The sequence below is a fragment of the Streptomyces polyasparticus genome (assembly GCF_014493765.1).
Lineage (GTDB): Bacteria > Actinomycetota > Actinomycetes > Streptomycetales > Streptomycetaceae > Streptomyces > Streptomyces polyasparticus.
This window is the reverse complement of record NZ_JACTVJ010000010.1, coordinates 39663-65603: the sequence shown is the minus strand read 5'-3', so window position 1 is coordinate 65603 and position 25941 is coordinate 39663. Positions and strand designations below refer to the sequence as shown.

Annotated in this window: 25 protein-coding genes; 15 read left to right on the top strand and 10 right to left on the bottom strand. The window is 70.8% G+C overall.

Annotated elements, in window-relative coordinates; all coding sequences use genetic code 11:
• Window positions 1–12: 12 nt before the first annotated feature.
• Both H9Y04_RS19680 and H9Y04_RS19675 read right to left on the bottom strand, forming a co-directional pair.
• Entirely contained in the window at window positions 13–468 is a 456-nt protein-coding gene (locus tag H9Y04_RS19680; RefSeq protein ID WP_187815247.1) for an NUDIX hydrolase, read from the bottom strand.
• Window positions 469–550: 82 nt separating this feature from the next.
• Window positions 551–1471 carry a SigB/SigF/SigG family RNA polymerase sigma factor gene (locus H9Y04_RS19675; protein ID WP_187815246.1) on the bottom strand — a complete coding sequence of 307 codons (921 nt, stop codon included), beginning with the start codon at window positions 1469–1471 and terminating at the stop codon, window positions 551–553.
• 594 nt (window positions 1472–2065) lie between these two features.
• On the opposite strand from H9Y04_RS19675, the gene H9Y04_RS19670 reads away from it, so the two are divergent.
• The gene (locus tag H9Y04_RS19670; protein ID WP_187815245.1) at window positions 2066–2533 is read left to right on the top strand and encodes an ATP-binding protein; all 468 of its coding nucleotides are present in this window, start codon (window positions 2066–2068) and stop codon (window positions 2531–2533) included.
• A gap of 69 nt (window positions 2534–2602) precedes the next feature.
• Here the strand turns inward: H9Y04_RS19670 and H9Y04_RS19665 are convergent, their stop codons facing one another.
• Window positions 2603–3019, bottom strand: coding sequence for an ATP-binding protein (locus H9Y04_RS19665; protein WP_214661400.1), 417 nt, complete (start codon window positions 3017–3019; stop codon window positions 2603–2605).
• A gap of 223 nt (window positions 3020–3242) precedes the next feature.
• Here H9Y04_RS19665 and H9Y04_RS19660 point away from each other — a divergent pair, with 223 nt between their 5' ends.
• Together H9Y04_RS19660 and H9Y04_RS19655 are read left to right on the top strand one after the other, a co-directional pair.
• Window positions 3243–3818, top strand: a complete 576-nt coding sequence (locus H9Y04_RS19660; protein ID WP_187815244.1) for a winged helix-turn-helix domain-containing protein — start codon at window positions 3243–3245, stop codon at window positions 3816–3818.
• A 33-nt stretch (window positions 3819–3851) separates the two neighbouring features.
• Entirely contained in the window at window positions 3852–5159 is a 1308-nt protein-coding gene (locus tag H9Y04_RS19655) for an MFS transporter (RefSeq protein WP_187815243.1), read from the top strand.
• A gap of 120 nt (window positions 5160–5279) precedes the next feature.
• Here the strand turns inward: H9Y04_RS19655 and H9Y04_RS19650 are convergent, their stop codons facing one another.
• Entirely contained in the window at window positions 5280–6647 is a 1368-nt protein-coding gene (locus tag H9Y04_RS19650) for a jacalin-like lectin (protein WP_187815242.1), read from the bottom strand.
• A 246-nt stretch (window positions 6648–6893) separates the two neighbouring features.
• Here H9Y04_RS19650 and H9Y04_RS19645 point away from each other — a divergent pair, with 246 nt between their 5' ends.
• The 3 genes from H9Y04_RS19645 (at window position 6894) to H9Y04_RS19635 (ending at window position 10135) form a co-directional block, all read left to right on the top strand.
• Window positions 6894–8603 carry a PHP domain-containing protein gene (locus tag H9Y04_RS19645; RefSeq protein ID WP_187815241.1) on the top strand — a complete coding sequence of 570 codons (1710 nt, stop codon included), beginning with the start codon at window positions 6894–6896 and terminating at the stop codon, window positions 8601–8603.
• Between the two features lie 23 nt (window positions 8604–8626).
• A complete protein-coding gene (locus tag H9Y04_RS19640; RefSeq protein ID WP_187815686.1) occupies window positions 8627–9175 on the top strand; it encodes a hypothetical protein in 549 nt (182 codons plus the stop codon).
• 114 nt (window positions 9176–9289) lie between these two features.
• Window positions 9290–10135: a DUF6234 family protein gene (locus H9Y04_RS19635; RefSeq protein ID WP_236071116.1), complete on the top strand. Its 846-nt coding sequence runs from the start codon at window positions 9290–9292 to the stop codon at window positions 10133–10135.
• 45 nt (window positions 10136–10180) lie between these two features.
• Here the strand turns inward: H9Y04_RS19635 and H9Y04_RS19630 are convergent, their stop codons facing one another.
• Complete coding sequence (locus H9Y04_RS19630; protein ID WP_187815239.1) at window positions 10181–11116, bottom strand: helix-turn-helix domain-containing protein; 936 nt, start codon at window positions 11114–11116, stop codon at window positions 10181–10183.
• Between the two features lie 129 nt (window positions 11117–11245).
• Here H9Y04_RS19630 and H9Y04_RS19625 point away from each other — a divergent pair, with 129 nt between their 5' ends.
• The 4 genes from H9Y04_RS19625 (at window position 11246) to H9Y04_RS19610 (ending at window position 14934) form a co-directional block, all read left to right on the top strand.
• Window positions 11246–12289: a saccharopine dehydrogenase family protein gene (locus H9Y04_RS19625; RefSeq protein WP_187815238.1), complete on the top strand. Its 1044-nt coding sequence runs from the start codon at window positions 11246–11248 to the stop codon at window positions 12287–12289.
• A gap of 173 nt (window positions 12290–12462) precedes the next feature.
• Window positions 12463–13656, top strand: coding sequence for a cytochrome P450 family protein (locus H9Y04_RS47775; RefSeq protein WP_187815237.1), 1194 nt, complete (start codon window positions 12463–12465; stop codon window positions 13654–13656).
• Between the two features lie 54 nt (window positions 13657–13710).
• A complete protein-coding gene (locus H9Y04_RS19615) occupies window positions 13711–14481 on the top strand; it encodes a crotonase/enoyl-CoA hydratase family protein (protein ID WP_187815236.1) in 771 nt (256 codons plus the stop codon).
• Window positions 14482–14589: 108 nt separating this feature from the next.
• A complete protein-coding gene (locus H9Y04_RS19610; RefSeq protein ID WP_187815235.1) occupies window positions 14590–14934 on the top strand; it encodes an STAS domain-containing protein in 345 nt (114 codons plus the stop codon).
• Between the two features lie 444 nt (window positions 14935–15378).
• Here the strand turns inward: H9Y04_RS19610 and H9Y04_RS46185 are convergent, their stop codons facing one another.
• Window positions 15379–15714: a hypothetical protein gene (locus H9Y04_RS46185; RefSeq protein WP_214661399.1), complete on the bottom strand. Its 336-nt coding sequence runs from the start codon at window positions 15712–15714 to the stop codon at window positions 15379–15381.
• Here H9Y04_RS46185 and H9Y04_RS19600 point away from each other — a divergent pair.
• Window positions 15683–16180, top strand: coding sequence for a LysR substrate-binding domain-containing protein (locus H9Y04_RS19600; RefSeq protein WP_214661398.1), 498 nt, complete (start codon window positions 15683–15685; stop codon window positions 16178–16180). The genes H9Y04_RS46185 and H9Y04_RS19600 overlap by 32 nt on opposite strands.
• On the opposite strand, the gene H9Y04_RS19595 is transcribed toward H9Y04_RS19600, so the two are convergent.
• Both H9Y04_RS19595 and H9Y04_RS19590 read right to left on the bottom strand, forming a co-directional pair.
• Window positions 16161–16706 carry a dihydrofolate reductase family protein gene (locus H9Y04_RS19595; RefSeq protein WP_187815233.1) on the bottom strand — a complete coding sequence of 182 codons (546 nt, stop codon included), beginning with the start codon at window positions 16704–16706 and terminating at the stop codon, window positions 16161–16163. The genes H9Y04_RS19600 and H9Y04_RS19595 overlap by 20 nt on opposite strands.
• Window positions 16707–16798: 92 nt before the next feature.
• On the bottom strand, window positions 16799–17449 hold the full coding sequence (locus H9Y04_RS19590) for a DUF998 domain-containing protein (RefSeq protein ID WP_187815232.1): 651 nt from the start codon (window positions 17447–17449) through the stop codon (window positions 16799–16801).
• 129 nt (window positions 17450–17578) lie between these two features.
• Between H9Y04_RS19590 and H9Y04_RS19585 the strand changes: the two genes are divergently transcribed.
• From H9Y04_RS19585 to H9Y04_RS19575, 3 genes are all read left to right on the top strand, one after another.
• A complete protein-coding gene (locus tag H9Y04_RS19585) occupies window positions 17579–17902 on the top strand; it encodes a YciI family protein (RefSeq protein WP_187815231.1) in 324 nt (107 codons plus the stop codon).
• 190 nt (window positions 17903–18092) lie between these two features.
• The gene (locus H9Y04_RS47770) at window positions 18093–20084 is read left to right on the top strand and encodes an RNA polymerase sigma factor (RefSeq protein ID WP_187815230.1); all 1992 of its coding nucleotides are present in this window, start codon (window positions 18093–18095) and stop codon (window positions 20082–20084) included.
• 343 nt (window positions 20085–20427) lie between these two features.
• Window positions 20428–21636, top strand: coding sequence for a serine/threonine-protein kinase (locus tag H9Y04_RS19575; RefSeq protein WP_308801038.1), 1209 nt, complete (start codon window positions 20428–20430; stop codon window positions 21634–21636).
• Between the two features lie 51 nt (window positions 21637–21687).
• Here the strand turns inward: H9Y04_RS19575 and H9Y04_RS19570 are convergent, their stop codons facing one another.
• Entirely contained in the window at window positions 21688–22575 is an 888-nt protein-coding gene (locus tag H9Y04_RS19570; RefSeq protein WP_187815229.1) for a helix-turn-helix transcriptional regulator, read from the bottom strand.
• Window positions 22576–23014: 439 nt separating this feature from the next.
• Between H9Y04_RS19570 and H9Y04_RS19565 the strand changes: the two genes are divergently transcribed.
• Window positions 23015–23767, top strand: a complete 753-nt coding sequence (locus tag H9Y04_RS19565) for an SMP-30/gluconolactonase/LRE family protein (RefSeq protein ID WP_187815228.1) — start codon at window positions 23015–23017, stop codon at window positions 23765–23767.
• A gap of 47 nt (window positions 23768–23814) precedes the next feature.
• Here H9Y04_RS19565 and ligA read toward each other — a convergent pair whose 3' ends face one another.
• Window positions 23815–25893 carry an NAD-dependent DNA ligase LigA gene (gene ligA, locus H9Y04_RS19560; protein ID WP_187815227.1) on the bottom strand — a complete coding sequence of 693 codons (2079 nt, stop codon included), beginning with the start codon at window positions 25891–25893 and terminating at the stop codon, window positions 23815–23817.
• Window positions 25894–25941: the final 48 nt, after the last annotated feature.

Below are 25941 nucleotides of genomic sequence, written 5' to 3'. Positions count from 1 at the left end.
ACTCACGGCGCCTCAACGGGCGCCCGACAACGCCGACTTGGCGCGGTCGATCAGGTGCATGGCGTCGGCGGCCGCCGGTGACAGCAGCGTGGCGTCCCGCACCTCGGCCAGCGGGACCCACACGGCCGCCTCGGTGGAGCCGTCGACTTCGGTCACCACCGGCGCCCCTCCCCGGAGAGACGCGGCGTAGAACAGCGCTGTCAGGCTCCACCTCACGCCATTCCTGTGCGCCGAGTACGTCCGCGCGTCGAGCAGTCGGGCGTCGACCAGTTGAAGGCCCGTCTCCTCCAGGAGTTCGCGGGCCAGGGCCTCGACGGGCTGCTCCCCCGGATCGATCCCCCCGCCGGGCAAATGCCACAGGCCCGGCATGAAGACGGGCGAAGCGTCCGACAACCGGGCCAGCAGCAGCCGATCATCTGCCGTGGCGACGGCATACACCGAGGTCCGAGTCCTTACCGGAGTACTCACCGGCTCCACGCCTCCCTGCGCTGCTGTACCGATGTCCGGTCGAACCGTAACGCCATCAAGATCGGGCCGGGCGAAACAAGCCTCAGCGCGTAGAAGTGAGTTGGGCACGCAGGCCGGTGAGGATGCGGGTCAGGAGGCGGGAGACCTGCATCTGCGAGACGCCGAGTTCCCTGCCGATCTCGCTCTGCGTCCGCTCGGCGACGAACCGGAGCGCGAGGATCTTCCGGTCCCGTGCGGACAGGGCGGCGATGAGCGGCCTGAGGGTGTGGAGGTTCTCGACCTTGGCCAACTCGGGGTCCAGGTAGCCGATGCGGTCCGCCAGGGTGTCGTCGGTGTCCGGGCCGTCGTTCGGCTGGTCGAGCGACGATGCGGTGTACCCGTTGGCGGCCGTCTGCCCTTCACGGACCTCGGCTTCGTCCAGGCCCAGGTGCGCGGCGAGTTCGGCGGTGGTGGGGGTGCGGCCGTTGGCCTGCTCCAGGACGGTCGTGGCCTTGGAGAGGTCGAGGCGCAGCTCCTGCAGGCGGCGCGGCACGCGCACGGCCCAGGTGGTGTCGCGGAAGAACCGCTTGATCTCACCCCGGATGGTCGGCAGGGCGAAGGTCGCGAACTCGACACCTCGGTGGAGTTCGAAGCGGTTGATGGCCTTGATCAGACCGATGGTGCCCACCTGGACGACGTCCTCGAAGCTTTCGGCACGCGACCCGAGCTGCCGTGCGGCGAAGTGCACCAGATTCAGGTTGAGTTCGACCAGGCTGTTGCGTACGTAGGAGTACTCAGGGGTGCCTTCCTCGAGTTCATCGAGGCGGGCGAACAGCACCTTGGAGAGCTTGCGGATGTCCGCCGCGGAGAGCTGCTCGATGTCGGACGACGACAGGTCTTCGGGGAGGCCCGGCAGCGTGCCGGCGCCCGCGCCGATGCTGTCGAGGCCGGTGGTATGTCGTTCGGCGTACGAGATCTCGGTGGCGTGATTGCCGCTGAGCTGCGTGTCGAGCTGGGTCACCATCATCGCTCCCGAATGCGAAGAGCGCTCTCCGGGTGAGAGCGCGGTGTGGAAGGCCCCTACCCGCCAACGCCCGTTACACACCTGTGACTTGACTTACGATCACGCCATCCGGAGGCCCGGGGCCGGACCACTCCCGAACTCCGGCTGCGGGGACGGGCAGCCGAGAGCCCTTCGGGAGGGCGCAGTCCGGATCCCTTCCCCGGGCTTCTTCTCCAGTGCCCAGAGATGCTCCGGGTATGTGGCCGGGCGGTCCGGGCATGCGGCCCGGCCACAAGCAGCGCGGACGCCGGGGCGCCGCTCCGTACAAGATCCAGGGCCTCCGATGAAGTGGGGTGTGCAATGCCTTGCCCCCGGGTAGCGGAGCTCTACGCCTTGGCGGGGCGAGGGTAGGACGCCGTCGACGGATGCCAGTCATGGCCGATGGGCGCCTGCGACGGCCGGGCCCGTATCCGCGCTCCGCCAAGGCGCCTGGGCCGCATGAAGGACTGCCCGCAGGAGCCGACGGCGCCTCGAACGCACGACCCCTTGCGTGCCGACGCGAATTCGGGGCAGGCGCCCGACACAGCTGCCGTGCCCAGAAAGCAGACGGATCGCATGGATGACGCCGCCCCGAGCGACTACCTGTTGACCGACCTGATCAGAACGTCCGTGCCGTACGAGGGCAGTTCCGCGAACATCGCCCAGGCACGTGACGCGAGCCGGACCTTCCTCGTGCACCTGCAGGCGGACCACGGCTTTCCCGTGTCCCAACGAGCCATGGACATGGTCCAGTTGGTGGTCAGCGAGCTGGTGACCAACGCCTGCAAGTACGCACCAGGACCCTGCGTACTCGAACTCGAACTCCGTTCAGGCCGCGTCGAAGTGACGGTCTGGGACAGCGAGCCGGTGCTGCCGGAGGTCCGCGCCCCCGATCCACGCCGGATAGGGCAGCACGGTCTGGAGATCGTGCTGACCGTATGCCAGAGCTTCGAAATGCACCGTGAGCCGATCGGCAAGCGCATCCACGCCGCGGTGACGCTCGCGGATGACCCGGCGGGGGCGCCCGCGGGTCAGCAGCTCTGAGGATCCGAAACCGCTGGCCGCCCGGCCCGGCGCCGCGCCGCGGTTTCGTCAGCCGGCGCCGCGTTTTCGTCAGCCTGCCAGCACCGCGCGGACGGTCTTGCCCTCACCGGCACCGATGAACTCGAGGCTGTCGCTCAGGTGTCGCACAATGGCCAGGCCCCGGCCGCGTTCGGCCAGGTCCTCCCCGGAACGCACCTGAGGGCGGTCGGGGTTGTCGTCGTCCACCTCGACGATCACCCGGTCCGCCGAGACGGCCAGCCGCAGACGGCAGCCGCTGCGGCCGTGCTCGGTGGCGTTGGCGACGAGTTCGGAGACGACCAGCGTGGCCTCGTGCACCCGCCGCTGGTCGAAAACGGCAACTCGGCAGTGCGGTCGGGCGAGGAATGCGGTGGTCAACTCACGTGCTCTGCCGGCCGAAGCCGCCGCTCGGGGCAGCGTGTACTCCACGCGGACGGTGTGCCGACGAGTGCGCGTGCGCGCACGCATGACAGCTCACTTCCCCTCTGGGACACCATCGATGTGCGGATCACGCCGCGCCTCCCCTCTGCCCGCGCGGCGGTCCTGCCCCCAACCCTACCCGCCCACCGGATCGGTAACCGGCCGCTGCGCAGGGGACTCGCCCATACCCTCGGACTGAAGACCCGTATACGGAGCGTTAGTTACGTTGAATCTCTTGCGCAGTTTTTCCTTCCTACCTACGGTTGCGGGCATGCCGTCGAAGAAGGTCACCGATGTCCGCGCCCTCGATGCGTACGCCCACCCGCTGCGGATCCGCCTCGACCGGGCGTTGATCACCGCACAGACGGCGACGGCCACCCAGCTCGCGGAGATGGTGAACGAGCCGGTTTCGCTGGTCAGTTACCACCTGCGCAAGCTCGCCGAGTACGGCTATATCGAGGAGGCGCCGCAGGGCCGCGACGGCCGCGAGCGCTGGTGGCGACCGGCGGCCGAGGTCTTCGACATGCACTGGAAGGACTTCTCGGACGACCCGGAGGGCGTCGCAGCCTACGTCGGCGCGGGCCACCAGATCGTACGGGCGCGCATGCACAACCTGCTGCAGTACGTCGGTCAGCAGGCGAACTGGCCGCACGAGTGGGCGAGTTCCGCCTTCGGCAGCGGCCGGCTCCTGAAGCTGACCCACGAGGAGCTCCAGGAGATGGCCGAGGAAGCCGCGGCGTTCGCCGACCGCTGGGCGGCGCGCAGCCGCGCGGCGCAGGAGTCGGACGACGGCCGGGACCGCGAGCACGTCGAGCTCCAGATGTACGGCTATCCGTTCAAGCCCTGAGCAGGCGGCATCGCCGCACAAGGAGAGCGCCCCATGCCCAGTAATGACATGCCCCTGTCAGCACCCCCGCGTCCGGCCCACCGCGACGGCAACGTCCTGCGCTGGCTCACCGCCTACACCCTCTCCCTGGTCGGCGACGCCATCTGGATGGTCGCCCTCGGCTTCGCCGCGCAGGAGGTGGCCGGCCCTGCCCAGGTGGGCATGGTGATCGCGGCCGGCGCCGTACCGCGGGCGCTGCTCATGCTCGGCGGCGGCGTCGTGGCCGACCGCTTCGGCCCCGGCAAGGTGGTGATCGGCAGCGACGCCGCACGGTGCGTGATCGTCCTCGGCATAGCCGCCGCGCTCTGGCTGACGACGCCGGCGCTGTGGCTGCTGGTGGCCGGCGCGGTCCTCTTCGGCATCGTGGACGCACTGTTCATGCCCGCTGTGGGCGCGCTGCCCCCGCGGCTCACCGAGCTGGACCAGATCGGCCGGATCCAGGGACTGCGCATGCTGGTCATCCGGATCAGCTGGATCGCCGGGCCGCCGCTCGGCGGGCTGGCCATGGCGTACGGCGGTGCAGCGGCGGCGCTCGGAGCCGCGGGGCTGCTCTTCGCCCTGTCCGTACCGCTCCTGATGGCTCTGCGGCTGCGGTCCGTGCCGAACGATGAGCAGCCCACGGACACCGCCCCGCAGAGCGCCTGGGGTGAACTCGTCGACGGGCTGCGGTACATCCGCAGGCACCGGGTGATCGGGCCGCTCATGATCTCCGGGGCGATGAGCGAACTCGGCACGAACGGACTGCTCACCGTGGGGCTGATCCTGCTCTGCGGTGACCAGGGCTGGGGCCCCTCGGGCTTCGGCTGGATCGTCGGGGCGTTCGGCGCCGGGCAAGCCGTGTGCGCCGCCTTGCTGGCCGTCAAGGGACGGGTGCCGCGGGCAGGCCTCGTACAGAACGTGATGCTCGTCGTGGGGTCGGCCTCGGTGGGTGCGGTCGCGTTCATGCCCACACTGTCCGCGGCCGTCGGTATGTCGCTCCTGTCCGGACTGCTCTGCGGCATGTGCGGAGGACTGGCCATCGCGCTGATCCAGACCTCGGCGGAGCCCGGCTACCTGGGTCGCGTCACCTCGGCCATGAGCCTCACCGGCGTGGGGCTCACCCCCCTCAGCTTTCCGTTGTTCGGCGCCGCGATCAGCGCCTGGGGCGTACGGCCGGTGTTCGTCGTGGGCGCAGTGTTCAGTGCGCTGGGCGCCGTTGCCGGGCTCTCCTCGGCTGCCGTACGCCGCGCGGAACTGCCGCACCTGCCGGGCCGGAAGAACGTGGGGCGGCCGGCGGCAGCCCCTGCGGAGAGCCGGATCTGAGGGGGCTCCATACGTGGCCCGCCGAAGCCTCCCGCGCCCGGCCGGTCAGGGCCGGTCAGGGCCCTCCGGACGTCGGGACGCCGCCTTGCGGGACGCCCCGACGTACCGAGATCACCATCATCAGCCGATGGGCGCGTACAGCACCCCCAACTTGTCGATCTCCGCACCGGACCGCCCCGTGAAACCGACGATCTGCCAGCCGGAAGGTGCCGTGAAGGTCCGGGTGTCCGAGGTCGTCGTGCCGGCGGACAGGGTCCGGCCCCTGTCCGTGGTGAACGTCGCCGAGAAGATCCGTGTACGGCCGTCCTTCTGACCCTGGGTCAGCCTCACCGCGGTGAGGTGTTCGCCGGAGGCCAGCGTCAGGGACGTCGCCGTGCCGCCCGTGCCGCCGTGGGTGAGGGTCGTGCCGCCGTCGTGGGTCAGCGCGACCGCGTCGAGGCGTGAGGCGCCGCGCAGGGTCAGGGTGCGCGGGGACAGCGGCGTCGGCAGGTCGTCCGCGTCGTTGAAGGCCGTGCCGTGCGGGCCACCGATGAAGTCGCTCGCCCGCAGGGAGGAGTTGAGGGTGTACGAGAAGTCGACGGCGTGCGGGAAGTGGTCGGACAGGTTGGCGTCCGCGGAGTCCAGGAACGACGCCCAGTCGTTGTTGTAGCGGGTGGCGTCGAGCGTGACGAGCTTGTTGCCGCGGTAGAGGATCTTGTCGACGGTCTCGCAGCCGTTCGGCGGGGCCGTCGCCGGGCACAGGAGCGGATCCGCGCCCTGCGTCGGCCGGATGCCGCCCTTGGCCAGCTGCACCCACGCGTCCGTCAGGCCGTTGGCGTCGGCGAGGGTGCGGATGTTGTCGCCGCTGCGGGTGTAGCGCGTGTTGGTGTCGCCCATGACGATGACCGCGTTGCCGGACGAGTTCGCCTGGATGAAGGCCGACAGCTGCTCGATGTTGGCGCGGCGGGCGGCGAGGGCGTCGTCCGTGGAGTCGGCGTTGGTGTGGACGTTGTAGAGGTCGACGAACACGCCCTCGGCGAGGCGGACCCGGGCGAGCGAGAAGCCCTTGGGCGTCAGGCAGTTGGTGCCCGTGCACTGGTTCCACTTCACCCGCTGGAAGTCCTCGAAGGCGTAGTCCGAGAGGGTGTTGAGACCGTCACCGAAGGGCACGCCGCCGCTGGTCGCGGTGCGGTACGGGTGGTTGTCGCCCGCGTACAGGGCCGCGTGGTAGTTGAAGTCCTCCTGGACGTTGACGATGTCGTACGCCGCGAGGCGCGGTGAGATCAGCGGGGTGTTCTTCTCCGGGTTGCCGGAGCTGAGGCCTTCCGGCAGGCCCGCGACGTTGTACGTCAGGACGTTGAAGGTGCCGCCGGCAGCGGCCGAGCCTGTGGTGCCGGCCACGGCAGGGTTCGGGTCGGCGGTACCGGCCACCGCGGGGTTCGAGCCGGCGGTGGCAAAGCCGGTGAGGGTCAGGGCCAGGGCCGCGAGCGTGCCGATCAGTCTTCTCATGGTGGGGGCGTCTCCGATGGGTGACGTAGAAGATGAGCTCCGTTCAGGTTTCCGCCGACCAGGGTGACGCACAAGGGCAGTTGGGGAAACAGTGCGAGATGAGCCGTTCTGCCGCGTCCGGGGCACCCGGCCGCCATTCGTTGCTTGTTCAACGTTCATGTGTCGCCCTGAGCCTTGAGCCTCCACGCACCGGGCAGCAGCGGCGCAGGAGGCGGCCGCAGCAGGCCCCGGCATCAGGAGGAACTCATGGGCCACGGCCACGGGCACGCGCAGGGCCATCACCACCACGGACACGATCACGACCACCCGCACGGCGCGGCCGCGGTGCCCGCCGCCTTCGATACGTCCGTACCCGACGAGGCCCTGAACCCCGAGCAGCAGTCGCGCCGCACGCTGCTGCGCCGGGCGGGCCTGCTGGGCGCGGGTATGGCAGCCGGCAGTGTCGTCGCCCCGGCCACGGCCGGGGCAGCCACCCCCTCCGCCGGCCGGCGGACCGGCGGCTTCCTGTGGCTGGCCGGTGACCACCACATCCACACCCAGTACAGCAACGACGGCAAGTACCGCGTCGTCGACCAGGTCCGCCAAGGCGCCCGGCACGGCATGGACTGGATGGTCATCACCGACCACGGCAACGAGACACACGCCAGGATCGGCGTCGAGAAGGTCAACCCGGACATCCGGGAGGCCAGAGCCGCGTACGAGGACACCCTCGTCTTCCAGGGCCTGGAGTGGAACATCCCGGCCGCCGAGCACGGCACGGTCTTCGTCCACCCCGGCCGGAACGAGGTCTCCGTCCTCAAGCAGTTCGAGACCGACTACGACGGCGGTGTGAAGAAGGCGACCGACTCGACGCCTGCCAACGAGGCCCTCGCCATCGCGGGCCTCACCTTCCTTGCGGAGCAGGTGCGGCGGCGCAAGGTCAGGGACGTCCTGATGCTCGCCAACCACCCCGCCCGCAAGGGCATCGACTCGCCGCACGAGATCCGTGCCTGGCGCGACGCCACGTCCGCGGACCACCGGATCGCGGTCGGCATGGAGGGCGCCCCCGGCCACCAGGCCGCCGGGATCGAGAAGTCCCTCGGCATGGGCCGGGCCCGCGGTCTGTACGACGGCAGCCCGGGCGCCAACTCCTTCGCCGGCTATCCGCTGGAGAGCTACCGCACCTGGGGCGGCTTCGACTGGATGACGGCCACCGTCGGCGGCCTGTGGGACAGCCTCCTCGCCGAGGGCAAGCCCTGGTGGATCACCGCCAACTCCGACTCCCACAACGTCTATACGGACACCGCGAAGCGCGGCGGCCCGGACAGCGACTTCACCGCGAACGGCCGGCACACCGACCCCGTCTACAGCGGCAAGGTCGACCTGACCGAGGGCGACTACTGGCCCGGCCAGTACAGCCGTACCCACGTCGGCGCCGACGGCTTCTCCTACGCCGCCGTCATGGACGGCATCCGCGCGGGTCGCATCTGGGTGGACCACGGTCAGCTCGTCGACGCGCTCGACGTCCGCGTCGGCGGCGGCCGCCGCTGGGCCACGCTCGGCGGCGCCCTGCACGTCAAGAAGGGCACGAAGGTCACACTGACGGTCGACGTGACGCCGGCCGGTGGACCCAACTGGGCCGGTTTCGTACCGCAGTTGGCGCGCGTGGACGTCATCCAGGGCGATGTGACCGGCCCGGTGGCGGACAGGGACACGTTCACCGCGCCGACGGCGAAGGTGGTGAAGTCGTACGACGTGAGCAAGTCGACCGGCACGGTCCGCCTCACCTACGACCTCGGCCAGGTCGACCGCCCCGTCTATGTCCGTCTGCGCGGCACGGACGGCAACCGCACCGCGGTCGGCGCGATGGGCGCGGCCGTCGACCCGTCAGGCCCGGCCATCGACATCGTCGGCGACGCCGACCCGTGGCGCGACCTGTGGTTCTACTCCAACCCGGTGTGGATCCTGCCCGCATGACACCGACGCCGATGCCGATGCCGATGCCGCCACCGAAGCCGACGCCGTACGCCCTGACGGTGGACGCGGGCGCCCACGCCCTCCGCGCGGCCGTCCGGGACCTGCGGGCGGCCGACGGCCTGCTCCACACCCTGGCGGCCGAACTCGCCCTCCCCGATGACGTGTTCGGCTGCACCCACCTGGTACGGGACGACACCCCACGGGTCGTCGTCTCCCTCACCTTCCCGACGGAGCCGCTCCTGCTTTCGGCGCGGGAACGGCTCACCGGACAGGGATACGAGGCGTCGCCCGGGGTTCCGGACGCGGTGGGCCGGGCGGTGCTCTACCCGGGAGTCACCCACCTCACCGGGACGCTGACGGTGGGGGACGTCCTGGCTCGCTCGGCGATCGACCGCGTGACGGTCCTCGGCTCACCGAGCGTTCCGGATCCCGATGCCCGCTTGGTGACTTGGGACCACGTACGACCGCAGTGGCAGCACGACGCCCTCGTCCTGACCACCATGCCGGCCGCGGGCAACACCCTCGTCCCCTTCGAGGTGCCCTCCCCTACGCCGTGCTGTGCGGACCACTGAGGGGCGGTCTCGTTCGCGGCCGCGGGGGCCTGGAACAACTCCCTCCGGCCACTTGCGGATCTCGATCCGACGACTGCGCTTCCCGTCGCGTCCGCGCGCGGTGATCCTCTCCCCATGCCTGGACCTGGACTGAGTGCCACGTTTTCGCGCGCGTTCGAGCCGGACCCGGATCGGCTCGGTTGTTTCGCGGCCTGTTTTACGGCGGTGCTTGTCCTCGTCTCCAATGCGGTCGTTGCCGTGTTCGTAGCTTTCGCGTCAGGAGTGCTCGCGCTGTTCGCCCCCGCTTACGAGGGATGCCCGAAGGGAGGGCCGTGTCCGCAGCCTCAGCCCGCCATGGACTGGGTGCCGGTCCTCGCCTTCGGAGCGCTGACTGCGGTCGCGGTGCTGTTCGCGGTGATGTTCTGGCGCTTCGGGCCCCGCAGCACCGCCCTCACACAGGCTGCCTGCGCGGTCGCTCTGTGCCTCGTGGCGGTGAACGTGACCGTGACCGAGTGGCGCGAGGCCCACCCGCAGCCGGTGTCGGCCGAGGAGAAGCTCCCGTATGACGAGAACCGCGGCCCCCGCGATCCGGCCGAGATGTCCCCGTCCTCCGAACGCGCGGCGCGGGCCGAGGCCGAGCGCATCGAACCGGTGCTCGCGCGCATGTGGGCGAAGGGAACCTGGGATGTGGTCTCCGTCCGTGAGGCGCTGTTCGAACTCGGTTACCGGCAGCAGCAGTTCACGGACGACGGCCGCTACGGCAGCGGCAACCTCATCGTCAAGGAGATCCACCGTCGGGGTTCACTGTCGGGCAGCCGGCCCGCGACCGGCCGGGCCGACACATCTGCCGGCTCGGTCATCGGCCTGCGGGTCCGCCCCGATGCCTGCGTCTCCGCCTTCGTGCAGCGCACCGACTACGAAGTGAGGGTGACCGGACCGTACCCGGAATCGGGGTGCTTCGAGCCTCCGTTCGCCCACTGACCGGCCGCGCGGCCGTACACGGTCGGGCAGCCCCCTGCTGATCCCTCACGAGCGGAACGTACGCCGATACGTGTCCGGCGGTACGCCCACCGTGCGCTGGAAGTGGCGGCGCAGGGTGGTGGCCGTGCCCATGCCCGCGGCTTCCGCGATGGTGTCCACCGTGGCGTCGGTGGTCTCCAGCAACTCCTGGGCGCGGCGGATGCGTTGGGAGTGCAGCCACTGCAGGGGTGTAGTGCCGGTGAGGTGCTTGAAGTGGCGGGCGAGATGACGTGAGCTCAGGCCGGCTCGGCGGGCGAGGTCCTCGACGGTGAGGGGCTGGTCCAGGCGCTGGATGGCCCAGGGGAAGAGCTCGCCGAGGGGATTGTTTCCCGGTTCGGGGACGGGGGTGGCGATGAACTGGGCCTGGCCGCCGTCGCGGTGCGGAGGGATGACCAGACGCCGGGCGATCCTGTTGGCGTTGATCGAGCCGTGGTCGAGGCGGACCAGGTGCAGGCACAGGTCCATGGCCGCGGCCTTGCCCGCCGAGGTGAGGACATCGCCGTTGTCGACGTAGAGGACGTCCGGATCGACCTCGGTGGCCGGGTGGCGCCGGGCCAGCTCCCCGGTGTGGGCCCAGTGCGTGGTGGCGCGCCGCCCGTCCAGCAGGCCGGCGGCTCCCAGGACGAAGGCGCCGGTGCACAACGAGGCCACCCGGGCGCCAGCCGCGTGGGCCGCGCGTACCGCGTCGACGAGTTCCGCCGGCGGTTCGCGGTCGGTGTCGGCCCACCCGGGCACGATCACCGTGTCGGCGTGCGCGAGGTGGTCGAGTCCGCGCTCGGGCTCCAGCTGGAAGCGGTCGACGCGCACCGGGGCGGATCCGCAGACGGCGAACTCGTACCAGGGGTCCACGACATGGGTCAGGTCGGCTCCGAAGATCTCCAGGGCCACGGACATCTCGTAGTGGAGCATGCCGTCGGTGACGGCCAGGGCGACGCGATGCATGTCCGAAAGTGTATGCCGGACGTCGTTTCCGACACTCGTGCGGGGTGCTGCCGGAAGGACACGATGTGGGGGTCAGGCCGCCGGCGGATGAGCCGCGCAGCGGACAACCGAAGACGGAGGAACAGTCCCATGGGGTCGAGTCAGCAGGTAGCGGTGTTCGGCGCGTACGGGCACACCGGGCGGTTCGTGGTCGCGGAGCTCATCGCGCGCGGTTTCGTGCCGGTGCTGTCCGGGCGCAACGCGCAGCCCCTGGGCAAAGTCGCCGGAGAGCACGGGCTCGAAGCCCGGGTCGCGTCGGTCGACGATCCGGATTCTCTGGACCGCGCGCTGGCCGGTACGGCGGCGGTCGTCAACGCGGCGGGACCGTTCGCCGCGACCACCGGCCCGGTGATCGAAGCCGCGCTCCGCGCCGGCATCCCGTACCTGGATGTGGCCGCCGAGCTCGAGGCCAACCTCGACACCTTCGCGCACTACCGTGAACGGGCCCGCGAGGCAGGGGCGTTGATCGTGCCGGCCATGGCGTTCTTCGGCGGCCTCGGCGACCTCCTCGCCACCGCGGCGATGGGCGACTGGACCGCGGCCGACGAGGCCCATGTCGCCTACGCACTCAGCAACTGGCACCCCACCGAGGGCACCCGGCTCTCGGGCGCCGTCTCCCGCGAGCGCCGCGGCGCGTTCCGTCTGCGCTACAGCGGCGGCCGGTGGGAGCGCCGCACCGATGCCGCACCCGCGGCGGAGTGGACGTTCCCGGAGCCGGTGGGACAGCGGGCCGTGATCGCCGAGTTCACCATGGCCGACGTCGTCACCATCCCCCAGCACCTTTCCATCCCCGACGTGACCACCTACATGAACACCGAGGCGGCCCAGGACGTCGTCGCCCCCGACACACCCGCCCCGACCGCCACCGACGAGACCGGGCGCTCCGACCAGACGTTCGTCGTCGACGCGATCGTCCGCTCGGGTGGAGCCGAACGCCGCGCCACAGCCACCGGCCAGGACATCTACGCCGTCACCGCACCCCTCGTCGTCGAGGCCCTGGACCGCGTCCTCACCGGCCGCACCAGGACCGTCGGCGTCGCCTCGGCCGGCGAGATGTTCGACGCGCCCGACTTCCTGCGTGCGCTGGCGCCCCGTATCGCCTTTGAACAGCGCCTTCAGGAGGGGCTCGCCTGAATCACGAGGGGGTGCACGGCATCACCGTCGGGTTCGTGTCGGGCTCTGCAGACTCACCGCATCTTCCGCGCAAAACGGTCGTTATCGCGGTGTCCGTTCTGGCTGTCGAACCCGGAGCTGCAGTGCCCGTTCCCCCGGTGTCCTCCCGGCCCTCTGTGTCACCCCCTTCCTCCGTGCCGTCCCCGCCGCCCGACCTGCTCGCCGTACGCGTCCAGGATCCGTATCCGTATTTCGCGTGGTTGCGGCGGCATGCGCCCGCCCATCCGGACCGCAGGACCGGGCGCCCGACCGTGTGGCAGATCTCCCGCTACGACGATGTGCGTGCCCTGCTGACCGACGGGCGGCTGAGCAAGGATCCCGGCCGGGTGCCCGGTTACGTGGCGGGGCCCGCCGGGCTGAACCGGCACCTGGTCCATGCCGATCCGCCGGATCACACCAGGCTGCGGACTCTGGTGAACAGCGCGTTCGTGCCCCGGCGCATCGCGCAGCTGGAACCCTTCATCACGGACACCGCGCACGAGCTCCTCGACCGGGTCGAGGGACACACGCACGCGGACGTGATGGGGGATTTCGCGGCGCCGCTGACCTTCCGGATGATCTGCGCGATCCTCGGTGTCCCCGCGGAACTGGACAATGCGGCAACGCGGGACACCCTGATGGCGACCATCTCGCCCGGGCCTGGCCTGGACCCCGCCCGGGTGGAAGCCGAGCTGCACGCCCTCTTGGACGTCCTGATCGCGGGCAAACGCGCGGGCGGCGAGCAGGGTGGAACGGACCTGCTGGGTGCGCTGGTGCGCGCCAGTGACGACAGCGGGGTGATGAGCGAGGAAGAGCTGCGCTCCACCGCGTATCTGCTGCTCCTCGTGGGCCACGACACCACCATGAACCTCATCGGCAACGGGCTGCACGCACTGCTCCGCAACCCCGACCAGATCGCCCGGCTCACCGCGCCACAAGCCGGCCCGGGGCTGGTCGCCACCGCCGTCGAGGAGCTGCTGCGCTACGACTCCCCGGTACGGGATGCGACGTTCCGCTGCGCCGCTGAACCGATCAGCCTGCATGGGCAGTTGATCGGCGCGGGCGACATCGTCAGTCTCCTGATCGGTTCCGCCAACCGGGACGAGGGCCACTTCGCGGACGCGGACCGGCTCGATGTGGGCCGAACTCCCAATGACCACCTGGCCCTTGGCTACGGGCCCCACTTCTGCGTCGGCGCCGCCCTCGCCCGCCTCGAAGGCACCATCGCCATCCCTCTGCTCCTCGCACGCCTCGGTCCGCTGCGGCTGGCCAAGCCGAGCGACGAACTCCCCTGGCGGCCGGCCCGGGTGATGCGCGGACTGGCCGCGCTGCCCGTCGTACGGGACTGACCGCCCCGCCCGCAACGCCCTGCCCTGTCCCTTCGCCGACCAGGAGCTCTCCCGATGGACAGCCACGAACCCGTGACCGTGACCGAGCCACGCCCCGGCGTCCTGCTCATCACCCTCAACCGACCGCACGTCCGCAATGCCGTCGATCAGGCGCTGGCCGACGCCATGGACTCCGCCCTGACCCGTCTCGACGCGGACCCCGAGCTGGGCGTCGGCATCCTCACCGGAGCGGGCGGACACTACTGCTCGGGCATGGACCTCAAAGCCTTCCCCACCGAGGGCGTTCCGATCGTCGCCGACCGCGGACTCGCGGGACTGACCCGGGCCCGCGTCCGCAAGCCGCTCATCGCGGCCGTCGAGGGTGCGGCCGTGGCCGGCGGCTTCGAACTCGCCCTGGCCTGCGACCTCATCACCGCCGCCGACACCGCGTTCTTCGCCCTGCCCGAAGTCGCCCGCGGCCTCGTCGCCGCCGAAGGCGGTGCGATCCGCCTGCCCAGCCGCCTCCCGTACCACGTGGCCATGGAGATGCTGCTCACGGCGGCACCGCTGCCCGCCGCCGACGCGGTCCGGTACGGACTGGTCAACCAGCTGACCGCCGAGGGCAAGGCCCTCGACGCGGCCCTGGAACTGGCCGACCGCATCCTGAAGCAGTCCCGCGAGGCCGTCCTCGTCACCAAGAGAATCGTGCAGGACACCCGCGGCCTCGACGACCACACCGCCTTCACCGTCCAGGACCCGCTCAGCGCCCCCGTCTTCACCACCGCCGACGCGACGGAGGGCGCCCAGGCCTTCACCGAGAAGCGCCCGCCGGCCTGGCAGCGGTAGCACCGTCGGCGACGGATCGTCTACGCCGACCGCCGTCGTCGTCCGCGTTCTTCGGGGGACTTGGGGAGAGCGCGCTGCTCACCTCCGCGTTTCTGCCAAGCTGACGGTGTGCCCGAACTGCCCGGGGAGCAATTTCGCATCGATCTTGTTGCCGGCGTCGATCCCGTACTCGTCATTCTCAGCGGCGAGTTCGACCTGCTGGCTGTGCCGAGCCTTCAGGAGACGCTCGAGCCGCTGTCGTCGCGGAGGATCGAGATCGACTGCGCCGACGTGCGGTTCCTCGACTCCAGCGGCCTGGGCGCCCTCGTCGACCAGGTCAGACGCAGTCGGCTTGCCGGCGGCCACGCAGCCGTCATCCACGTACCGCCCGCCATGCTGCAGGTCCTGGAGATCAGCGGCTGCCTGGACTTCCTGACCGACCCGCCGGACGACCCGGCGCCAGGAAATATGTAACCAACCCCCCGAAGACAGCAAGCACTTGCCGCCGCCAGGAGTAGCGTCGTGCATGCTCGCTCGCAGGACTTGATACGACGCGAAACCCGCGCGGAATCCGCCGCAGCTCCTTCGCGTCACAACGGCCGAAACGGCGCGAGGAGCGAGGCTCCCCTCGACGATTCCCCGCAAGCGCCCTCCTCGGCGAGTGGGAGGCGGGAGGTCTCCGCACGCCGGGAGGGTGGTGGCTGGGGCCGCGTTGTCGGCGGCGCGGCCCCAACACACTGCACAACGCAGCGGCGGCAGCTCAGCCCGCACCGGCGGACGATGGTCGAGGGTTACGTGCCCACCTCCTCGACGCTCGTCCACGGCGAGCGCGATGCGGTCCGCGCGGGGACCGAGCCGACTCCCGCTCCCTGTGGGGCGGAACGACCGCCGCCGAAGTCCTCGCGGAGATCCCCTCCTTCACCACCTGACGCGCTCGGCCTCGCGTCCGCGCCGGATCGCCCGTACAGCCGACGCCACAACCGCCAGGAGCAGAAGCGCGAAGAGCGTTCCCGAGATCGGGCGGGTGAAGAATCCGCCGGGGTTGCCGTCGAAGAGCAGCAGCGACCGGCGCAGCGAGCTCTTCAGAAGCGATCCGAGAACGAAGGCGAGCACCATCGGGCCGGGGTCGAATCCGAGCTTCTTCATGAGGTAGCCGAGCACACCGAAGAAGACCACGAGCCCGATGTCGAAGACGCTGTTGTTCTCTATCGAGCTGTTCGAGATGGTGACGCAGGAGCAGATCGCGGCGCTCACGGCCGAGGATCTGGACCTGGGACTCGCCCGTCCGCCGTTCGGCACCGAGCACTTCGCGTCGCGCCTCATTCTGCAGGAGGCGCTGCTCCTCGCGGTGCCCACCGGCCACCGCCTGGCCGCCCTGGACCGGCCGGCGAACGCCGACGACCTGGCCGGCGAACCGCTGATCTTCCATTCCCAAGGCAAGGCGCGGTACTTCTACGACCTGATGGTGCGCATGATCCCGCTCACCCAGGAGCGCGTGGTGCACAGTGTGAGCCAGATCCTCACCATGCTGTGGCTCGTCTCCGCCGGCCGCGGCCTCGCCTTCGTCCCGGCATCCGCGACCCTGCTCGGCATCCCCGGTGTCACATTCGTTCCGCTGGCCACCCTTACCACAGCGGGCATGCCGCACCCCGCCCACGGCGCCGGTGGCGGTGGACGGGGTGCGGTTCTGCCGGGTCCGGCTAGGCCGGCCGGTAGGTGAGGTCCACCACGCCCGTGGAGAAGATGGCCGAGCGGGCGAGGCCGAGCGGCACCTGGGCGGTGCCTTCCGGGAACAGGCGCAGCCCGGTGCCCAGCACGATCGGGTGGACCAACAGCCGCAGTTCGTCGATCAGTCCGGCCTCGAGCAGGGTGCGGGTGAGGCCGATGCTGCCGGTCAGGGTGACGGTCCCGCCCGGCTGCTGCTTGAGGTCCTTCACCGCGCCGACGACATCCCCCTCGATGAGGGCGGAGTTGTTCCAGTCGGTCGCGGTCAGGGTGGTGGACGCGACCAGCTTGCGGATGCCGTTGATGCTGTCGGCCATCTCGCCGCTCCGCTGCGGCCAGACCGCGGCGAACGACTCGTAGGTCTTACGGCCGAGCAGCAGGGTGTCGGCCCCGACGAACATCTCGCCGACCGCGGCTGCCATCTCGTCGTTCATGTACGGGAAGTGCCAGGTGTCCGGCGCCTCCACGACGCCGTCGAGCGAGATGAAAAGACCGGCCGTGATCTTGCGCTGTGTGGTCATGCGAATGCTCCTCGGTAGTTGTTACGGGGTGATGCGGGGTTTGCGTCGTGAGGTGGTCGTCCGCCTCGGCGGAATTCGTGGCGGCCGTCGGTTCAGCGGTCCCGGCGGTAGCGGGCGGCGATCACCGAGATCCACGCCATGGCGGTCATCACTCCGACCGCGAGGGTCAGCGAGCCGCCCGTACCGCCGCTCATGGCCCAGCCGTTGCCCAGCAGCAGCGTCGTGCCGGCGATGCGGGAGCCGACCGCCAGGCTCCGGTCGCCTGCCCTGCGGAAATGCCGGCCGAGCAGGAAGCAGGCCGCGATCAGGGAGAGGAAGGTGACCGAACCGGCCGCCAGGTGGGCGTAGCCGTGCCAGGACATGGCGGCCGGTGCCCCGGCCGGTGCCCCGGCAGGGAAGCCGTCGGCCGGATCCAGGACGAACACTCCGGCGGCGATCATGCCGAAGCCCGCGACCCGGACGAGGCCGGCCACCCACTTGCCGTCCACGACGCGGCGCAGCCCGGCCGCCCCGGCCACGAAGAGTGCCCCGACCAGCAGGAAGTTGGCGATCTGCACCCAGCCGAGCGAGCCGTTGCTCAGCACGCTCAGGGGGTGTCTGGTGATGTCGTACCCGTCCCGGGTGGCCGCCTGGGCAAGTGCGACGGTGGCCCAGACCGGGGTGGTCAGGACGGCGCAGCCGAGGAGGGTGCGGGTGTCGATGGTGCAGCGTCGGCGGACGGTGGGGAGCTGGGCGGTGGCCATCTGGGGTTCCTCCGGGATTCGGTTGCTTGCCGGTACGTCGCTTCATCGATGTGACAGGGAATGCCATGCGTTCCCTGTCACATCGGCCCGTTCGACGTACGGGCAGGCAACGAATCCCGGAGGAACCCCATGCGCTACTTGATGACCACCGCCGCCAACGGCTCCGCCCCCGACGAGAAGCTGTTCGCAGAGATGGGGAAGTTCATCGAGGAACTGACCGCCTCCGGTGTCCTGCTTGCCACCGGCGGTCTCGACCCGGACAGCATCCTGGTGAGCTCATCGGGCGAGGAGATCACCGTGACGGACGGGCCGTTCGCGGAGGCCAAGGAGGCCGTGGCCGGCTTCGCGCTGGTGGAGGTCCGCTCGCGGGAGGAGGCGGTCGAGCTGGCCCGCCCGTTCCGCCGGATCGTCGGTGACGGGGAGAGTCGGCTGCAGCAGGTCTTCACCTCCTGAGAGGGGATGCCGGCTGCAGCTGGTCTTCGCCCCCTGAGAAGGGGATGCCGGCTGCAGCTGGTCTTCGCCCCCTGAGAAGGGGATGCCGGCTGCAGCTGGTCTTCACCTCCCGAGGGCCGCCCGCCCCACGCCCGGCCCCACACCCGCACGCACACCCGCCCCGGCACCGAGCCGCGGCGGGTGTGCTGTCATGGTGTCCGCGCTGGATGCCCGCCGCACGATCGATGCGGTCTGGAAACTCGAGTCGGCGAAGATCGTCGCCGCTCTCGCCCGGATGGTCCGCGACATCGGCGTGGCCGAGGAACTGGCCCAGGACACCTTGGTGGCCGCGCTCGAACAGTGGCCCCGTACGGGCGTTCCCGACAACCCCGGCGCCTGGCTGACCACCATCGCCAAACGCCGCGCCGTCGATCACATCCGCCGCTCACAACTCCTGACGCGCAAGCAGGAGTTGCTGGCCCTCGAACTGGACCGGCAGCCGGAATCCGAGCCCGGGACAGAGCCCGACGACATGTTGCGGCTGATGCTGATCTCCTGTCATCCCGTGCTTCCGACCGAGGCCAGGGCCGCTCTGACCCTCCGGCTGCTCGGCGGGCTGACGGCGGAGGAGATCGCCCGTGCGTTCCTGGTCACCGGCCGGACCGTCACCCAGCGGATCGCGGATGCCAAACGGACACTGGCCGAGCAGCAGGTCTCGTTCGACCTGCCCGGGGAGGAGGAACTGGGCAGACGCCTCGCCTCCGTCCTCGAAGTGATCTACCTGATCTTCAACGAGGGTTACTCGGCCACCTCGGGTGACGATCTGATGCGCCCGGACCTGTGCCACGAGGCGCTGCGCCTCGGCCGTCTGCTGGCCGTCCTCGCGCCGCGCGAGGCAGAGGTGCACGGACTGGTGGCGCTCATGGAGATCCACGCCTCCCGCGCCGCCGCCCGTACCGGCCCGGCCGGTGAACCGGTCCAGCTGCACGCACAGAACCGGGGCCGCTGGGACCAGCTCCTGATCCGCCGCGGGTTCACTGCCATGCTCCAGGCCCGCAGGCTCGGCGGGCCGGCCGGACCGTACGTGCTGCAGGCCGCGATCGCCGTCTGCCACGCCCAGGCGCCCAGCGCCGAAGCCACCGACTGGAAGCAGATCGCCGCGCTGTACGGGGCGCTGGTCCAGGTGCTGCCGACACCGGTGGTACGGCTGAACCGCGCGGTGGCCGTCGGCAGGGCGGACGGTCCGCAGGCCGGGCTCGACCTGACCGAACCGCTCACCGCCGAGCCCGCCCTGCGGGACTACCACCTGCTGCCGAGCGTCCGGGGCGACCTGCTGGTCGGTCTCGGCCGGATCGAGGAGGCCCGGTCGGAGTTCCAGCGGGCCGCCGCACTGACCAAGAACGCCGCCGAGCGGGCCTTCCTGCTACGCCGCGCCGCCACACTCGCCGCGCCGGCCCCGGCCGGCCCCACCCTCGGTTCGCTGTCCCGCTCGTTCCTGTCCGACGCCGGACTCGACGCCGCGACGGTCCGCTCGTACGGGCAGACCCTGGGCCGGCTCGGCCGCACGCTCGGAGAGGCGCTGCCGGCGGCCGAATTGACGGCCGATCAGGTGGCCGAAATGTTCGCGGCGACCTGGGCAGGCGCGGCCGCCCGGACCTGGAACCGCCACCGGTCGGCCGTCCGCTCGTTCGGCGCCTGGGCCGAACTGCCCGGTCTGGCGGAGCAGTTGGAGCGCAGGCCCGAGCCCAGGACCCGGAGCTCGCCGCTCGACCCCTCCCGGGTCGACACGCTCTGCACCGGTCCCGGCCCGACGGTGCGCGACCGGACCCTCTGGCGGCTGCTCCATGAGTCGGGCGCCGGGGTGAAAGCGGTCCTGGCCCTGGACGTCGAGGACCTGGACCTGGACGACCGCTGCTCCCGGACGGGCATCACCTGGGGTCCGGCCACGGCCCTGCTGCTCCCTCAGCTGCTGGCCGGCCGCACCCGGGGGCCGCTCTTCCTCACCGAGCGCCGCCCGGGCCCGGCCCGCCTCCCCACCGCGGACCTCTGCCCGGACACCGGCCGCGCCCGGCTCTCCTACGAACGGGCCGAGTACCTCTTCAAGCAGGCCAGCGGCGGCCTCACCCTCCGGCAACTCAAGCCCCGCTCCGCGCCACCCGCCCCCGCGCCGAGCCGCCCGCCCTTCACTGCACGTAGCCTCTGACCTTCGCAGCCACGTCAAGGCCTTAAGAGAACGCGGGCCCCTGCGGCGGCTCCGCGCGGGAACACTTCAAGACCGATCAGACGCCACGCACCTCGGTTCGGCGCTCTTCTACGCCGCCACCGCTCTCCCGGCCGCCGGTACGGATGCGAGCCGAGACGCCGGCATGCGCCCCATCGCGGTCGCATCGGAATACCTCCCGAAGGCCCTGCTGGAGTTCGCCTGGGCTGGAGAGATCACCACGTAAGTACGTTCACAACCGTCCCCAGGACTGCCGGCCCGCCAGTGGGCCGCGTCCTGGGAAGTGGGTACCCGTGCGCCATCCGACAGGGGGAGGTGGCCACACGTGGTGCTGGCTGAGCGCTACTGCCTGCAGGAACTGATCGGCCGAGGCGGCATGGGTGAGGTCTGGCGGGGCTGGGACCGGATGCTCGAGCGGCCGGTCGCGCTCAAGTTGCTGCCCCGGCCGGACGACGCGGAGTCGCTCATACGGCTGCGCAGCGAGGCTCGGGCCGCCGCCCGGCTCAACCATCCCGGCGTGGTGGCGGTCTACGACCTCGAAGACCGCGGTGAACAGCCCTGCCTGGTCATGGAATACGTATCGGGGCAGAGCCTGGCGCAACTCCTGACCTCTCGCGGACCGCAACGTCCCTCCCGCAGCGCCGACTTGGCCGCCCAGACAGCCGCCGGGCTGGCCGCCGCCCACCGGCAGGGCGTGGTGCACCGTGACGTCAAGCCGGGGAACCTGCTCCTGAGCAGCGACGGCCCGGTGAAGGTCTGCGACTTCGGCATCGCCCGATACACCGATGCGACCACCGCCGTGACACGCACCGGCCACCTGATCGGCACCACCGGCTATCTCGCTCCCGAGCGCGCCCGGGGCGAATCCGCCACTCCGGCCAGCGATGTCTACAGTCTCGGATGCGTGCTGTACGAACTGCTCACGGGACGGCCGCCGTTCACGGCCGACACCTCCTTGGCCGTGTTGCACCAGCACGTCGCCACCGCTCCGCTGCCGCCTCGGCGCCACCGCCCCGAGATCCCCGAGGCCCTCGACGCCTACGTCCAACGGATGCTGAGCAAAGACCCCGCGCAGCGCCCCACCGCCGAGCAGGCCGCCCGTTGGTTCACCTCCACCGCCTGGCAGAACACCCACTCGCAGGCGCCCGTTTCCTCCCGCACCGAACCGACGCCCACACCCGCCACTCCACCTCACTCGAACCGTCGCTCCCGCCGGGCGCTGGTCGCCGCCGCCGCTGTCACCGCAGTCTCCCTCGCACTGGCTGCCGGCCTGCCGCTCGCGCTCTCCGGTGACCAGAACGGTCCGCGCACGTCCCCGCCCCGCTCCCCCACCTCGAACGTGACGGTCACGGTCACCGCGACCGCACCGCCGCGCGCACAGAAGGACGAGGGCACGCAGCGCGAGACACAGGAGGCGCAGGAGAAGGAGCGGAAGGGCCGAGAGGAGGAAGGGAAGCACAAGGACGAGGACGGCAAGCACTCGAAGGAGCGCGAGGGCAACAAGCAGGGGAAGAGCGGGAAGAAGGGTGCATGACCTGGGCTGTTCACAAGTGACGCGCCACGTAGGCCACGTGGACCGCCCGGGTCACACGCCGTCGACGGACGTCCGGTCGGGGCTGATGTGCACGCCCTTTGTGTCTTGGCCGTGCCAGCTGTTCAGCAGGTGCAGGCGTTCCTCGTCCGGTGACCCTTGCACGGCGCTGTAGACGATGAGGAATTGCTCGGAGTCGTCGGGCAGGTGCAGGGTCTCGTAGTTCAGGGTCAGCCGGCCGACGACGGGATGCGCGAAGCGCTTGTAGCCGTGTGACTTGCTCTTGACGGTGTGCCTCGACCAGTGGCGGCGGAACTCCTCGCTGTTCAGGGACAGTTCGCCCACCAAAGCCGCCAGCTTCGGGTCGTCGGGGTGGAGCCCGGCGTCCAGGCGCAGGTGGCCGACGGTTTCCTTGGCGACGAACTCCCGGTCCGGGTAGAGGCGTACGACGTCGTCGTCGAGCAGGAGAAGGCGGGCGAGGTTGCGGTGCTGCGGCGGTAACGCGTCGAAGTCGGCGATCAGGGCACAGGCCAGCCGGTTCCAGGCCAGGACGTCCATGCGCCGGCCGAAGACGAACGCGGGCGTGCTGTCGCCCACGGCTCGCAGCAGTTGCAGCATGCCGGGCCTGACCTGCTGTGTCTGCGGACGGCGTGGCCGCACGGCGGGGCGGCGGGCCAGTCGGTGGAGATGGGCGCGTTCGTCCTCGTCGAGCCGCAGCACGTCGGCGACCGCGCCGAGGACGGCGTCCGAGACGTTGGGGGTCCGGCCCTGCTCGAGGCGTACGTAGTACTCGACGCTGATCCCGGCGAGAAAGGCGAGCTCTTCGCGGCGCAGTCCGGGCACGCGCCGCAGCCCGCCGCCCGGGGCGAGGCCGACGTCCGCGGGGCGCAGCCGTGCCCGGCGCGAGGACAGGAACTCTCCGAGATCTGCACGACGAGGCATGACCACATCATCGTCGACGCGGCCGCCGTGTGGGTGGTCCTGCCAGTCCCCTGGAACGACAGAGCGACGGAAGCCGGCTGCCTGCCGGGACACGATGATCCGGCGCGCACCGGCCGGCCCGGACCGTGGCCGGCCCCGACGAGACGGAGCATTCGATGGGACAACACCCCCTGTCACGGCGGACGTTGATGACCGCCGCCTTCGGCACAGCTGCCGCCGTGTCCACGGCCGCCTGGACCGGGCCGACGCAGGCCGCCGCACAGGCCGTCGGCGATCCGCCACCCGGTGCGGGCCGGCTGCCGACGGCGTACGTGCTGCCCGGGGACCGCGCCTTCCCCACCGGGCACGCGTACGACGCACGTACCGGACACATCTATGTCGGCAGCGCCGCGGACGGCACCCTCTATCGCGGCCATCTGACCCGGTCCGCGGTGCGCCCGTGGTCGGCCGACGGCACCGACGGCCGCAGCACCACGTCCGGGATGGCGGTCGACTCCGCAGGACGGCTCCTGGTCGGCGGCGCGGACACCGGCACCTTGCGGGTGTACGACCCGGTACGCGGCGCCCTGTTGGCGCTGCTGCATGGCGTGGACGGCGGGTCGTCAACGAGATCGCCGTCGCACCGGACGGCAGCGCGTACGCGACCGACTCCTTCCGGCCCGTCGTCTACCGGCTTGCCGATTCCGCCGGTGAGTGGCGCCTCGAACGCTGGCTCGACGTCACCGCCACCCCCATCGAGTGGATCGACGGCCGTCACAACCTCAACGGCATCACCTGCGTCGGCGGTCATCTGCTGACCGTCAACAGCTCCACCGGCCGGCTGTGGCGTATCGACCGGAACACCCGGCAGGTGCTCCAGGTCGACCTCGGCGGTCACCAACTGCCCAACGGAGACGGGCTGGCCTATCGCGACGGGCTCCTTTACGTGGTCCAGGGCAACATCAACAACGTCCCGGGCCTCACGCCCCAGGTGACCGTGATCGCCCTGTCCCCCGATCTGTCCCGCGGCCGCTACACGAGCCGGCTGCTCGCACCCGGCGGCTTCCACCACCCCAGCTCCATCTCCCTCGCCCGCAACCGGGCGCTGGTCGTCAACAGCCAGTACAACCGCTGGATCAACGGACTCCTGCCCGAGGTCCTCCCCTTCACCCTCTCCGCCGTACCCCTGGACTCGGCCGTACCAGCGGCTTAGCGCCACCTCGCCGTCAGGCGAGCAGATCGCCCCGCATCTCCTCGCTGTCAGGCGAGCAGTTCGCCCAGCATCTCGGCGAACTCGTCCGGCGTGAGCAGGCGCACGCCGAGGTCCTCGGCCTTGGTCCGCTTCGAACCGGCGCCTTCGCCGGCCACCACCAGGCTGGTGCGCTTGGAGACGCTGGAGGAGGACTTGCCGCCGGCCCGCTCGATGAGTTCGTTCATCTGGTTGCGGCTCAGTGCCTCGAGGGCACCGGTCATCGCGCCGGTGACCACGACGGTCATGCCGTCGAGCGGGCCCGCGGCGGGGGCGTCGGCGGTCTCGCCCTGGGGCGCGGGGCCGGTGGCGCCCGGTTCGGTCATGTTCACACCTGCCGCGACGAGCTTGTCGATGACAGGGGCGAGCTCGGCCAACTCCGCGACGATCACCGGGGACTTCTCCGGGCCGATGCCCTCCACCTCCTGGATCGCCGCCTCGTCGGCCGCGCGAATGGCGTCCATGGTGGCGAAGTGCCGTGCGATACGGCGGGACATCGAGCGGCCGGTACCGCGTACGCCGAGCGCGCACAGCACCCGCGACAGCGGCTGGGTCTTCGCCCGCTCGATCGCCGCCAGGAGATTGTCCGTGCTGGTCGCGCCCATCCGGTCCAGGGCGAGCAGTTCATCGCGGGTGAGCGTGAACAGGTCGGCGAGGTCGGTGACGAGACCCGCGTCGACGAGCTGGACGATGCGTGAGGCACCGAGCCCTTCGATGTCGAGCTGGTCGCGGCCGGCCGCGTACGAGAGGGAGGCGACCAAGTGGCAGTTGCGGCCGCGTTCGCAACGCCAGCGCTGCTCGCTGGTGTCGATGCCGGAGCCGCACTGCGGGCACACCTCGGGAAAGACGATCGGCTGCTCGTCCCCGGTGCGCAGGTGGGCGACGGGGGCTTCGATACGGGGGATGATGTCGCCCGCCTTGTAGACCATCACCTGGTCACCGAGCCGCAGATCACGCCGTGTGATGTCGGCGGGGTTGTGCAAGGTGGCGTACGTGACGGTGGAACCGTCGATCTCGACCGGCTCGAGCTGGGCGCGCGGGGCGATCACACCGGTGCGCCCCACATTCCACTCGACGCCGACCAGCTTGGTGATCTTCTCGACGGCGGGCAGCTTGTAGGCGATCGCCCAGCGCGGGGCACGCGTGCCGAAGCCGGCGGCCTGCTGGTCCGCGGCGAGATCGGCCTTGATGACGACACCGTCGATCCCGAACGGCAGCTCGGCGCGCAGCGCCCCGATCTCCTCGATCCGCTGCTGCACCTCTTCCACGGTGGCCACCACCCGGCCCGGCACCTCGGTGGCGTCGGCCGTGTGCACGCCGAGGGCGGCGACCTTCGTCATGAGCTCGCCGTGCGGCAGCGTGCGCAGCTGCTCGGCGAGATCCTCGGCGGTGTGCTCCGTGGGGATCACGCCATAGCCGAAGAACAACATCCGCACCTTGTACGCCCGGTCCTTCGCGCGCAGGCTGCCGGCAGCTGCGCTGCGCGCATTCGCGAACGGCTCACCGCCGTGCGCCGTCCGTGCCTCGTTGGCTTCCTCGAACTGGGCGGTGGTCATGAGGACTTCGCCGCGGATCTCCAGCGTGTACGGCTCGGCGAGCTCGGCCGGCAGGCCCTCGATGCTGGTGATGCCGTGCGAGACGTCCTCGCCGGCGGTGCCGTCGCCGCGGGTGATGAGGCGGGTGAGGCGGCCGTTCACATAGCGGGCCGCGATCGCCAGACCGTCCAGCTTCGGCTCCACGCTCCACTGCGTGACCTCGCGGCCGATCCTGCGATCCACCCCGGCCGCCCACGCGGAGAACTGCTCGGCCGAGAACACGTTGTCCAGCGAGAGCATCGGAATCGTGTGCGGCACGTCGCCCACCGCCGCGCCACCCGCGACCTTGCCGGTCGGCGAGTCGGCGAGGATCTCGTCGGGGTGCTCGCTCTCGTACGCCTCGATCGCCCGGACGAGACGGTCATAGCTGTCGTCGTCCAAGGCGCTGCCGCCGTCGGCGTAGTAGGCGGCGGCCGCCTTGGTGGCGGTGGCCACCGCGTCGGCGTAGGCGGCAGCATCGGCGAGAACAGCAGGAGTCGTCGTCATGTGCTCCATCCTGCCTCTGACCACTGACAATCCGGAGCGTGAACCTCCGCCGACGGG